Genomic DNA, 11,805 nt, shown 5'->3' with positions numbered 1-11,805 from the left:
AAAATGTCACGCTACCAGATTTAACCCGAATTAGGTAGCCCTGGGAGCAAAGGCCAGGTGTAATTAGTGTAACGGAGCGTGTATGCAAATTTTTATTACCGGCGGCACAGGGCTGATCGGCCAGCGACTGATAGCCAGATTGGCCCCTGAACACCACATCACGGTACTCAGCCGTTCAGAGTCAAAAGCGCGTGCCGCGTTGCCTGCGGAAGTAGCAGTTTTAGACAACCTGGACTCCATAGCAAACTTTGATGACTATGATGTGATTATTAACCTTGCTGGCGAACCCATTGCAGATAAACGCTGGACCAGTCAGCAAAAGCATCAGATTTGCCAAAGCCGCTGGCAACTCACTACCGCTTTGGTCACCAAAATCAATGCATCCTCTACCCCACCGCATACGTTTATATCGGGCTCTGCAATCGGCTACTATGGACGGCAGGGCGATAAACAAGTAACGGAAAATAATACACAGCCACACCAGGAGTTTACTCATGAAGTCTGCCAGCGCTGGGAACAGATAGCCGAAACCGTTAAGCAGCACTGCCGGATATGCCTGCTTCGCACTGGTGTGGTACTCGCGGCTGAGGGCGGCGCGCTGGAAAAGATGCGACTGCCATTTAAGCTTGGCCTTGGCGGCCCGATTGGCAGAGGCGAGCAGTATATGTCGTGGATCCACCTCGACGATATGGTGGCAGGCATATGTTTTTTAATGACTAACGATCAGTGCAGCGGTCCGTTCAACTTAACCGCGCCCCAGCCAGTCACCAATAAGGCATTTGTCAGTGCTTTTGCCAGCGCCCTGAACCGGCCTGCGGTCATGCCTATGCCAGGGTTTGCTTTAAAAGTAATTATGGGTGAAGCAGCTGATATGTTACTCACCGGGCAACGGGTTATTCCGCAAAAGCTACTCGAAGCCGGCTTTAAATTTAAATTCGACAGCGTTGATAAAGCGTTCGCAGCGACAGAAAGTTAAACAAGCATGCTAATGGCTAAAATCAGCACGCCGGTTAATAGCGGAAAAAACAGATAGTAACCAGGCCTCAGTATTATTCCCGCCTGTGTTACTGCATAAGTTACAGTGAACAGTGCCCATTGCGATAACCCAAATAGGTTGAAAAGGATAATAAGCACAACATATGGCAGCGAGAACACCAGGCAATAACGCATTGCCTGTAACGTTATTTGGTGGTGCCCTTGTGGTAAAGACGCGATATAACAGGTATATCGTTCTCTTAACTTTTGTAACTCCAGCAGTTTTGTCGCTGCAACCACTCCCAGTACAAAGGCCAGAAATAAACTGGCTGGCACTTTCGCGCTACTATCTATTTGCCTTACAAAAGTGGCGCCAATTACCAGGACAAGTAAAACCACCACGGCTCTGAGTAACGTGGGTTTGGTATGGTTTATGTCCTGCTGTAAAAACAGGCGCCAGAATCCTTGCGGCAACCCGGCAAGGGGGAGTGTTGGCAAGCGGACCGTCCGTTCAATAAAAATGGATCCTGCCAGTCCCAGCAAACAAAGCCAGGGAGAATGTATCTGGTTGGCCCATGGCATAGCAACCAATGGCAATAAGCCGAGGCTCAGCCAGGGTTTTACGCGCCCCATAGCACTCTGGCAATAGTAAAGGGTTAGCACCAGCAAGCCACTTACCGGATAAAGCCGCGTGACCGACTCCCACAGCTCGCCGCTGACTAACTCGGCAAAATGACCATAGACCATGGCCACCAGTACTGCGGCAGGTCCGATAACAAATACGTTAGCGGCATAAAGCAGTAATCCCAGCTCAGTAGCACCTCGCTGCCATACTGACACAGGTAGCGAGCTGTCATACAGGGCATAATCTGCCGCTCGCAGAGCTTCTTTCTGCATGGCGATCCAGCAATAAGCCAGTAACAGATACCCCCACAACGTATAAAAGAAACTTTCTCCCTGGGAGTCCTTATCTGCCAGCACGCCCAAAGCGAGTAATGGCAAAAGTAACAAAGCATAAAGCGCCATAGGAAACAGCGCGACAATCCCCGTACTTACCTGGGTCAGACTTTCCAGCCATTGCTTCAGGGCATGCTGATAAAGCTGGCGTCGAAACTGCCAGTAATTCACCTGTCATGCACTCCGCTGGCATCCAGATGCAAATGGCGGACATGGCTATTGCAGGCAAATACCTGCGGCTCATGGCTGGCAATGATCAACTGCCCGGCATAGCTTTCAAAGCAATCCTCAAGCGCACTGCGGGTTTGGTCGTCAAGCCCGTTGGTAGGCTCATCCAGTAACAGCAACTCAGGCGAGTGCATAAGGGCCAGGATCAAACTCAGTTTTTTATAATTGCCAAGGGAAAGGTCTTCTACCCTGGTGTTGAGAAAAGGGGTTAAGCCAAAAGCATTCACCCAATGATAGTCCGCCCAGTGGCAATCCGGCTCGCAGTTAAACTGGCGTGCGTGAAAGGCGAGCATGTCGTTTACCGTAAAAAAGCCCGGCAGGTTTACTTTGCTGGCGCTGATGCCGATAGTGCGGCGCATGGCAATATCCGCCACGTTTTGCTGATTAAAACTCACCGCGCCCTGACTGGGAGGCAGGATGCCGGCGGCAATCAACAACAACGTGGTTTTTCCCGAGCCATTAGCGCCGGTGAGCACAACACGGGATTCAGGCAATGAAAGGGTTAACTCTCTGAATAGGGTTCTGGTACCAAAGTGATGGCTGACCTGGGTAAAACTTAACAACCAATGATTCCTTATCAAATGCCCGAAGCCGTGGCCTCGGGCTAATCCTGTTTTACACCATCTTACGCAATAGTTGCCCGGTATTGAGTCGTAACAGGCGATAACAACCTATACCGCCTAACACGCCCACAACGAGCGCGCCAACCAACGGCGCAATAACCCAGTATTCAAAATGCATGGAGCCCTGCATATCGAAAATACGGCTTTGCAATAAATACAAACTGACTTCATTGGCCATCGCCGCCATTAGTCCCGCTACCGTACCGATAATCAGAAACTCATTGATCACGCTAAAGCGGATCAGACTCCCTCTGGCGCCGAGAGTACGCAGAATAGCCAGTTCCTGCTGACGCTCATCCATGCTCGCCTGCACCTGGGCGAACAATACCAGTGAGCCGGCAATTAATACCAGTACCAGGATAAACTCGACCGCCAGTGATACCTGATCGATAATTTCCCGGACCTGATTAATTCTGGCATCCACGTCAAACAACGTCACCGAACTGAAAGGCTGCATCAAGGCAGTAATATCTGCTTTACGCGCGCCATCCAGGTGGAAGCTGGTAATGTAGGTGGCGCTAAACTCCTGCATTGCTGCCGGGTGTAACACAAAGAAGAAGTTAGGCTGCATGGTTTGCCAATTCACTTCACGAATACTGGTAACCCGGGTGACAACAATTTCACTGCCAACGTTGAAAGTGAGCAAATCATCCAGCGTGATATTGAGACGCTGAGCAACGCCCTCTTCTACCGATACCGGATAAACCTGCTGCCCCTCTGCAGTGATGTCGTTACCTGCAGGCTCCCAGTTCTCATGCCATTGGCCCTGAACAACAGTGTTTTCGCGCTGTAGCTTGTCGCTCCAGCTCAGGTTAGCTTCCCGGCCAAGCCCCCGGCGTCCTTCGCTTTGCTCCGGCTCCTCTTCTTTGGTCACTTCGGTATTTACCCGCTCATCGTTGACTGCCACAAAACGGCCGCGCACTACCGGATAAAACTCATCTACCGTGACCTGATTTTCGGCGAAGTGGTTATCCAGCGGTTTTTTTTGCGCCTCGGTAATATTGGCCATGAAATAGTTAGGCGTATCCACCGGCAACTGCGCCCGCCACTGGGCTATCATATCGTTGCGCATAACCAGTACTACAAGCAACAACATAATGGTTACCGAGAAACTAATGAGTTGCACGCTGTTGTCCATGGCGCGCCGGCGAATTCGCGCCCAGGCTAATTGCCAGGCACCCATTGCGCCTTGACCCAGCCGTCGGCCTACGGCAATCAGGCCAAAGGTTACACCCAACAAGGCAACCACCAGCAGCACGCCAGAACCAAACAAAATCGCACTGATTTCCAGATCCCGGCTGTACACCCACATTAGCAGGAATATTGCGCCGCCTGAGGCGCCAAACTGCAACCCGCGAGAGCTTAAACCAGCGTCCATATCCCGGCGTAATACCCGCAGAGGCGGCACCGAAAACAGTCGCAACAACGGATACAGTGAAAACAGGATGGCACAGATAGAGCCGGTCAGTACGGCTATAAACAATGGCCGCCAGTGCCACACATCCAGCGACACATCTACCTGCCCGGCCAGAGCCGTAACCACCAGTTGCTGAATAATCACGCCGGCAATAATGCCAATGATGATACCCAGTACCGTGATAAACAGGATTTGCAGTACGTAAACCCGGCGGATCATTTGTTTAGTAGCACCCAGGGTTTTAAAGATGGCGACCGGATCGAAGTGGCGCTGGCTGTAACGTTGCGCCGCCACGGCAATGGCCACCGCCGCCAGCACGATGGCTAACAGGCTGGCCAGCAAAAAGTATCGTTCAGCACGGGCTATGGAACGACCTATGGCCGACTCATCATCACCCACCCGTTGCCAGCGGTGTAATTCATCGTCAAGGTTCGGTCTCAGCCAGTCGTAATAGGCTTCAATCAGCGAGTCTTCACCAGTGAAATAAGCCTTGTAAGTCACCCGACTACCGGGACCGGTAATGTTGGTTTGTGCCAGGTCCTCAAGCGCCATAAGTACCATAGGATCGGTATTAAACACACTAAAGCCCTGATCGGGGATTTCTGCCAGCACCTGGCCTACGGTAAATTCACCATCGCCGATATAAACCGTCTCACCAATCTTTACATCGAGGAGCTGAAACAGTCTTGAGTCGATCCAGATTTCTCCCGCTGCGGGCGATTTATCGGTGGCGGCTGTTGTACCAAAAGGCTTGTCGGCAAGCTGGATCTCACCCTTTAGCGGGTACTGGGAGCTCACGGCTCGTAAGTCCACCAGTGACATTTTCTGTTCGCCAAAAGCCATTGACCGGGTGCTGACCTGCTCGGCGGTGGCCAGCCCTTCCGCCTTCGCTTGCCGCATCCACTCGTCACTTATGGGCTTACGTGAACGCAGTTGGCTGTCGGCAGCAATAAACTGTGATGAGCGCTCTACCAGGGCGCCCTGAAGCCGCTCACTGAATAACGACAAAGACAGGACTGCCGCCACCGACAGTATGATCGCAAACAGTATGATGGTAAGTTCGCCCCGCCGGGCCTCATGCTTGAATAACCGCCAGGCAAGATTAGCTACCATATGCGAGATCCTTATTCTCGGCGGTCGCCGGAGATACGGTGATTTCGGTTAGTTCGCCAGCCTGCATTTGTAACTGTCGTTCACATTTTTTGGCCAGCTCGTTATCGTGAGTCACCAGCACCAGGGTGGTGCCGATTTCGCGGTTGAGATTAAACAACAAATCCTCCACTCTCACGCTATTGGCGGCATCCAGGTTGCCGGTAGGCTCATCGGCAAACAGTATTTTAGGCTGGCCGATAAAAGCCCGGGCAATCGCCACCCGCTGTTGCTCACCGCCAGACAACTGATTGGGATAATGATGGGCACGATGACTTAATCCCACCTGCTCTAAGATGGCCTGGGCACGTTTGTGGGCATCTGGTAGTCCTGCAATCTCTGCCGGTAACATCACATTTTCAATCGCTGTAAGACTTTGTACCAGCATGAAGCTCTGGAAGATAAAGCCCACTTTTTCGCCACGTAAGCGGGCTCGCTGCTCTTCGTCCATTGAGTGTAGCGGTGCCGCGTCGAGAAATATTTCGCCACTGCTGACTTCATCCAGTCCGGCCAGCAAGCTAAGCAGTGTGGATTTACCGGAACCCGACGCGCCGACAATAGCGATAGACTCTCCGGCCTTGACTTCAAAGGAAATAGGCTGAAGGATCTGAAGCGAACCTTCACTCGTAGTGACTGTCTTAGTGATGTCTTTGGTTTGAATCATATGGGAGCTATTGTCGTTTTGATTTGTCATTCTTTATTCCGTCGTGGACCCACCCTCAAGTGGATAAAAACACTGGTATTATTAATACCTTTTATGCTGTTTTCAGATCACCTTCTGGCCCAATCGGCTGCCTCTCAACCGGTTAGCCAGCAAAGCAGTTCTGCGGCATCAGATACCCGCTTGCTTATCCTAGGTGATAGCCTAAGTGCCGGCTATGGACTATTGCAAGCACAAAGTTGGGTTAGTTTGTTACAAAATATCTGGCACGACGAGCAGCGCGGGATTGATGTGATAAATGCTGCGATTAGCGGCGAAACCACCGATGGCGGGCTGGCCAGGCTGCCCCGTTTGCTTGAGCAGCATCAGCCAACCCACGTATTAATAGAGCTGGGTGGCAACGATGGCTTGCAGGGTCACAACGTAAGTAAGTTGCATAACAACCTCACGCAAATGGTGCAACTGGTGAAGGACTACGGGGCCAAAGTTTACCTGCAGGATATGGAAATCCCAACCAACTATGGCCGGCGTTATAATCAGATGTTCAGCAACACCTTTGAGCAGGTAGCGAATGCCGAAGCTATCCCGCTGATCCCGTTTTTTTTGCAGGACATTGCTCTTAATGAAGAATTGATGCAGCGCGACGGTATTCACCCTAATGCTGACGGTCAGCCGCTTATTGCCGACTTTATGTACAAGCAACTCTCACCTTTCATCTTTACCGAAACGGGCCAATAGTCGCATTTTGGCTAATTGATCCTATAATCAGGTATTAACCTGTGTTGACATTTTAAGGGGGAAACGATGGAAATTGGACAGTCACCTGTAGACAGTGCGTACTCGCGACCGACACCAACGCCCGCAGAGCGCAACGAGGCACCGCGTCAGGAACGCCTTGAAAGCAATCAGAACGACGCTCCGGCGCCAGTTACGCAATCTGGCTCTCAGCCTACAGCTACCACCGGCTCAGTGGGTCGTAACATCGATACTTACGCCTGAGGCAGCAGATACTTTTGCTCAAACTCGGCCAGCGGTATAGGTTTACTATAATAGAAACCTTGTACCCGGTGACAACCGAGCTGTTTAAGTAACTGTTCCTGTTCGAGAGTTTCAACCCCTTCGGCCAGCACCCGTAGGTCGAAGTTTGACGCCAGATCGACAATCGATTTTACTATCCCGGCTCCCTCGCCAAGCTCAAGTTTGGAGGTAAATTCGCGGTCGATCTTAAGCTTGTCCACGGGCAGTTTGTCCAAATATGCCAGGGAAGAATACCCGGTGCCAAAATCATCAATGGCCACGTGAAAACCTAACTCACGCAGTTTCGACAAAATAGCACTGGCCGACTGAAAATTTTCGATAATCGCACTTTCGACGATTTCCAGTTCTATATTCGCCGGTTTGATCTGCTGGTGCTCAAGCTCTTCGGTCATTCTCAACAACAATTCATTGTCGGCCAAATCCAGCGCGGAAATATTGAATGACAGGAATAAGTCCCGGCCTGCCTGTTCCCAGCGTTTAATGATGCCAAAGGACTCTTTTACCAGCCAGCCGGTAACCAATCGAATCGCCCGGGTTTGTTCTGCCACATCAATAAACGCCGCCGGTGTCAGAAAGCCTTTTACCGGATGATTCCAGCGCAACAATGCCTCTGCGCCGACAACCTCGCCACTGGCGCTGTCGAGCTGAGGTTGCAGGTATAACTCAAGCTCATTATCTACTATCGCCCGTTTGAGCTCAGCGGCAATGGTTAACCGGGAACTTGCCTCCACCAGAATATCCTGGGTAAAGAAAGCCAGTGAGGCACCGCCGGCTTGTTTGGCTTTGTACATAGCCGCATCGGCCCGTACCAGTAAATCTTCGCTATTAAGCGCGTCTTCCGGAAAGCAGGCTATGCCCACGGAGCCACCTACGTTCACCTCCTGCTCCCCCGCCAGATAAAACGGCTGATTCATTTCAGCAATCAGTTTGCGGGCCAGCACTTCAAGTTCGTCACGCTGCTGGTATTCCTCTACCAGCAGAACAAATTCATCACCGCCCATACGCGCCAGAATATCAGACGCCCGTAACCGCGAAAGCAGACGTTCAGTAACCATTTTTAGCAGGTCGTCCCCGGCCACATGACCAAGGCTGTCATTCACTACCTTGAAGCGGTCGAGGTCAAGATAGAGCAAAGCACATCTCTGCTTAGAACGTTCACTGCGTGACACTGCATGCTGAAGATGCAACTGAAACTGAACACGATTGGGTAAGCCGGTTAAAGAATCGTAATGCGCGAGGTGTTCAAGCTTCTCTTCAGACTGCTTTAAATTAGTAATATCTGAAAACACGCCAAGGTAATTAATGACTTCACCCTGCTCATTTTTTACGACTGACAGGCTGAGTAACTCCGGAAACTCCGAACCGTCCTTTCGCCGGTTTAATATTTCGCCTCGCCAGAAACCAGTTTTAACCAGCGTATCCAGCATGGCTTCCTTAAATTCTTCTTCCATTATGCCTTCCCCCAGGAAGAAAGGAGAACGCCCAAGGACCTCCGACTCCGAGTAACCGGTGATGTCAGAAAATGCCGGGTTAACCGAGACGATTTTGTATTCAACATCGGTTACCACAATCCCTTCCAGACTGTGATTAAAGACCTGCTGACTCAATTCCCAGCGCTTTTGATATTCCAGTTGTTCGGTGATATCAATGACCAGTGAATACAGCAAGCGCTGGCCGGCACTGTCAACCGGAGTATTAAAGACCTCCACATCCCGCACTTCTCCCGATGCCAGACGATGTTTTACATTAAAAGTAGTCGAGCGCTGCAACAATGCCTGTTTAACCTTCGACTTAACCGATGTGTTTTCCAGCGCCTGTAAATCAAACACGGTCATATTAGCGAACTGCTGAGCACTGTAACCATAGTATTTGAGGGCAGCATCGTTGGCATCAACAATGTTGCCGTTATCATCGACTATTAGCATGACCACGGCGTGAGCTGAGAAAAATTGCCGAAATTTTTCTTCTGAAGTGGTTAAGGCCTCTATTTTTTCCTCTTCCAGCAATAGGTTATTATATCTCAGTTGAATGATATAAAAGGCAATCGCGTTAATAATGAACGCAAGAACCCAGAACAAAGGGTGAAAATGAAATGTGACCCAGCCTTCAGCAGGTTGCGCAAAAAGGTGCAATTCACCGTAAGGTAACTGGATGGATAACTGCACCGGATTAACCATTGAGGTGCCATCATGGCTGTCGTAAATATCGGCCAGGTTACCAAACTCATTACGACCTTTAATAAGCAGATCAAGCTCGGTATCACCGATAAAGCCAGCGTCACTCAGCACACCGCGATAATCCAGCACTACCGAAATGATCCCCCACACACCGTTATCATTGATGACCGGTAAACGAGCAATAAAACCTATACCTCCCTGAACCAGATTTACCGGTCCATCCAGTACTGGCGAACCGGTATCCACAGCAGTGATTGCCGATTCCCGCTGCTCCTCGTTAACCCGGTAATCGAGTCCAATTGCTTTTTCGTTACCGGCTACCGGGTAAATCAGGTTCACCACAAAGCCACGCGCGCCGGCGATATTAATGATATTGTTGCGCTGCTCTAACAAACGGCTCATGTAGCGGCTAAAACCCGCCTGATCAATTTCAGGGTTCAGTGAGATATACGCCGCAGCACCGCGGATAAGTTCGATATTGGTGTAGAGCTCAAATTCCAGATTGGAACGAAGCATTCCAAGCTTTTGACTAACACGGTTAATCTGCTCTTCCCGTTGCCACTTGCTGGCCAGAAAATCAGCTACCAGGGTGACAGAGACGAGCACGGTAAATACGCCTAAAAAAAGCCAGACAGGGCGATGTTTTTGTTGAGGGCTTTTTTGACTACGCAAGACAATCCTATTTCAAAAAACGAAGTCATTTAACCGTTAGCCTGCCATCACTCAGATGAGGCAAATCGGGTTAAAGAAAATACAAAAGAAAGTTATCCCTAGGATAGGACAAATTGCTGTAGTTTGCTGATATTTTTTGGAATTCCGGCGAGATTTAAAGATTCCAGCAGGCCCGTCAACACTTAAACCCGATCCGATTTAACCAAATCAGCGCCTTTTTGACTGTCTATTAATACGAGCGTATAAATCTTTATTAGTTTTACTTTGTAGAATAAATTACAATGCCCTCAGTTTCTTTTACTTTGTAGTACAAACTATATCAGGGGCCTGTATGGCTAAATCTCGATTTTTAGGTGAGTTTGAACAATTTGTGTTACTCGCCATTTTACGCCTGGGAGAACAGGCTTATGGCACTACCATTCGTCAGATACTGCTCGATGTGATTCAGCGGGATGTCAGTATCGGCGCACTTTATACCACCCTGACCCGGCTTGAGGATAAAGGTCTGATCCGTTCGGCGATGGGTGAAGCCACAGCAGAGCGTGGCGGGCGCGCAAAAAAATACTTTGAGATAACAGCAGAAGGTAAACGGGCGCTACAGGAAACCCGCCAGTCGCTCGACGCCATGTGGCGCGATGTAAAACTGAGTTTTGTTGGGGTGAAGCAGTGAACAAATGCTCACCACCACGTATCGCTGAGGCCTTGCTGGAAAAAGTGCTTCCTGCGGATCTTAAAGAACCCTTGCTGGGCGACCTCGAGGAGGAGTTTCAGCAAATTCAATTTAATCAGAGTAAACAGGCCTGCCAGATATGGTACTGGCGCCAGGCATTGTTAACCTCATTCCACTATTTTAATCAAACCCAAAAGGCGCTTATTATGTTTGCATTCAGCGTGTTATTTTTTGTCGCATTAACCATTTTTGCTATGGAACTATCTGGCGGAGCGAGCATGTTTTTCGACGTGCCGTCACTTATTCTTACCCTGCCCCCCGCTCTGGTGTTTACCCTGGCAGTGAGCACTCCTGGTAATGTTAAACAAGCTTTTTCGTGCCTGTTTTCTGGCCATGTGGACTCGCTAAGGCAGGTGAAAAGCAGCGTCATGGTATTTGATGTGCTGGGCACTTCCTGCTTATGGCTGGGTGCTCTGATGACCCTGCTGGGCTGGGTTGCTATGGGTTCGCACATTGAAGACGTAGCCATTATCGGGCCGGCATTTGCGGTTTCTATTCTGACGCTGTTGTATGCCATGGGCGTTAAGCTCGTCTGTTACGTTGCCGCGCAGCGAATTAATTACCTCGGACAAGGCCTGTCCCCTAACCTCGATTAATCCTCTACAGGTAAAGAATCCACCTTCTAAAGAAGGTGGCTTTGCGTTAACCCCCTAAAAGGGGGCCTTCTATTCAAGGGCTAGCTGAGCTTGCTCTTGTCTTTCAACCTTCTCTTGGTGACGAACATACCGTCTTATGATCTCTTCGTTTATCCCAACTGAGTCAACGAAGTAGCCTCTTTGCCAAAAGTGGTTGCCCCACATCTTATTCTTTCTCAAATGCGGATATTTGCTAAATAGCTTCAATGCTATTTTTCCTTTTAAAGCTCCCATTAAATTCGATATGGATAACTTTGGAGGAATTTTTACTACCAGATGGACATGGTCAATCTGTACATTCAACTCCACTACTATGCAGCCGAGTTGCTGGCAATACACGTGAATACACCTGTAAACATCTTTGCCTAATTTATTCTTCAAAACCCTAAACCGATACTTCGGCGTCCAAACTATGTGATATTGACATCGCCAGAACACATGCGATGCTTGCTCGTATCTACTCATGTTAATTTCCTTTTTGACTTCGCTAAAAATCAAAGGGAGATTTAACATGGGTAGGTATACGGGCAAAGCCCTACCATG

General features: G+C 49.7%; 11 protein-coding genes. 5 read left to right on the top strand and 6 right to left on the bottom strand.

The genetic code is table 11. From position 1 onward, the window contains the following. Positions 1-82 precede the first annotated feature (82 nt). Positions 83-976 carry a TIGR01777 family oxidoreductase gene (locus C6Y40_RS09700; RefSeq protein ID WP_105934419.1) on the top strand — a complete coding sequence of 298 codons (894 nt, stop codon included), beginning with the start codon at positions 83-85 and terminating at the stop codon, positions 974-976. Here C6Y40_RS09700 and C6Y40_RS09695 read toward each other — a convergent pair. The 4 genes from C6Y40_RS09695 to C6Y40_RS09680 are packed head-to-tail and all read right to left on the bottom strand — an operon-like array spanning position 973 to position 6,013. Further along, a complete protein-coding gene (locus C6Y40_RS09695) occupies positions 973-2,103 on the bottom strand; it encodes a DUF6136 family protein (protein ID WP_105934418.1) in 1,131 nt (376 codons plus the stop codon). The two genes, C6Y40_RS09700 and C6Y40_RS09695, sit on opposite strands and share 4 nt — an antisense overlap. Further along, complete coding sequence (locus C6Y40_RS09690) at positions 2,100-2,723, bottom strand: ATP-binding cassette domain-containing protein (protein WP_105934417.1); 624 nt, start codon at positions 2,721-2,723, stop codon at positions 2,100-2,102. Before C6Y40_RS09690 ends, C6Y40_RS09695 begins: the two co-directional genes overlap by 4 nt. Positions 2,724-2,775: 52 nt before the next feature. Further along, positions 2,776-5,313 (bottom strand): ABC transporter permease, encoded by a 2,538-nt coding sequence (locus C6Y40_RS09685; RefSeq protein WP_105934416.1) that lies wholly within the window; start codon positions 5,311-5,313, stop codon positions 2,776-2,778. Beyond that, positions 5,303-6,013: an ABC transporter ATP-binding protein gene (locus C6Y40_RS09680; protein ID WP_105934523.1), complete on the bottom strand. Its 711-nt coding sequence runs from the start codon at positions 6,011-6,013 to the stop codon at positions 5,303-5,305. The genes C6Y40_RS09685 and C6Y40_RS09680 overlap by 11 nt, the downstream gene beginning before the upstream one ends. Before the next feature lie 93 nt (positions 6,014-6,106). Here C6Y40_RS09680 and C6Y40_RS09675 point away from each other — a divergent pair, with 93 nt between their 5' ends. Together C6Y40_RS09675 and C6Y40_RS09670 are read left to right on the top strand one after the other, a co-directional pair. Beyond that, complete coding sequence (locus tag C6Y40_RS09675) at positions 6,107-6,748, top strand: arylesterase (protein WP_105934415.1); 642 nt, start codon at positions 6,107-6,109, stop codon at positions 6,746-6,748. A gap of 66 nt (positions 6,749-6,814) precedes the next feature. Next, entirely contained in the window at positions 6,815-7,009 is a 195-nt protein-coding gene (locus tag C6Y40_RS09670; RefSeq protein ID WP_105934414.1) for a hypothetical protein, read from the top strand. Here C6Y40_RS09670 and C6Y40_RS09665 read toward each other — a convergent pair. Then, positions 7,000-9,897: a bifunctional diguanylate cyclase/phosphodiesterase gene (locus C6Y40_RS09665; RefSeq protein WP_105934413.1), complete on the bottom strand. Its 2,898-nt coding sequence runs from the start codon at positions 9,895-9,897 to the stop codon at positions 7,000-7,002. The genes C6Y40_RS09670 and C6Y40_RS09665 overlap by 10 nt on opposite strands. Before the next feature lie 331 nt (positions 9,898-10,228). Here C6Y40_RS09665 and C6Y40_RS09660 point away from each other — a divergent pair, with 331 nt between their 5' ends. Both C6Y40_RS09660 and C6Y40_RS09655 read left to right on the top strand, forming a co-directional pair. Further along, entirely contained in the window at positions 10,229-10,567 is a 339-nt protein-coding gene (locus C6Y40_RS09660; RefSeq protein WP_105934412.1) for a PadR family transcriptional regulator, read from the top strand. Continuing rightward, positions 10,564-11,223, top strand: coding sequence for a permease prefix domain 2-containing transporter (locus C6Y40_RS09655; protein WP_105934411.1), 660 nt, complete (start codon positions 10,564-10,566; stop codon positions 11,221-11,223). Before C6Y40_RS09660 ends, C6Y40_RS09655 begins: the two co-directional genes overlap by 4 nt. Before the next feature lie 69 nt (positions 11,224-11,292). Here the strand turns inward: C6Y40_RS09655 and tnpA are convergent, their stop codons facing one another. Further along, the gene (gene tnpA, locus C6Y40_RS09650) at positions 11,293-11,727 is read right to left on the bottom strand and encodes an IS200/IS605 family transposase (protein WP_105933925.1); all 435 of its coding nucleotides are present in this window, start codon (positions 11,725-11,727) and stop codon (positions 11,293-11,295) included. Positions 11,728-11,805: the final 78 nt, after the last annotated feature.

This window comes from Marisediminitalea alba, from assembly GCF_002993365.1.
In the GTDB taxonomy this organism is placed as follows: Bacteria; Pseudomonadota; Gammaproteobacteria; order Enterobacterales; family Alteromonadaceae; genus Alteromonas; species Alteromonas alba.
Note: the sequence above shows the minus strand (reverse complement) of the source record. Positions and strands in the feature narration are given on the sequence as shown.

Coding starts and splice junctions, on each gene's coding strand:
- C6Y40_RS09700 (WP_105934419.1), top strand. CDS start 83: ATGCAAATTTTTATTACCGGCGGCACAGGGCTGATCGGCCAGCGACTG.
- C6Y40_RS09685 (WP_105934416.1), bottom strand. CDS start 5,313: ATGGTAGCTAATCTTGCCTGGCGGTTATTCAAGCATGAGGCCCGGCGG.
- C6Y40_RS09680 (WP_105934523.1), bottom strand. CDS start 6,013: ATGATTCAAACCAAAGACATCACTAAGACAGTCACTACGAGTGAAGGT.
- C6Y40_RS09675 (WP_105934415.1), top strand. CDS start 6,107: ATGCTGTTTTCAGATCACCTTCTGGCCCAATCGGCTGCCTCTCAACCG.
- C6Y40_RS09670 (WP_105934414.1), top strand. CDS start 6,815: ATGGAAATTGGACAGTCACCTGTAGACAGTGCGTACTCGCGACCGACA.
- C6Y40_RS09660 (WP_105934412.1), top strand. CDS start 10,229: ATGGCTAAATCTCGATTTTTAGGTGAGTTTGAACAATTTGTGTTACTC.
- tnpA (WP_105933925.1), bottom strand. CDS start 11,727: ATGAGTAGATACGAGCAAGCATCGCATGTGTTCTGGCGATGTCAATAT.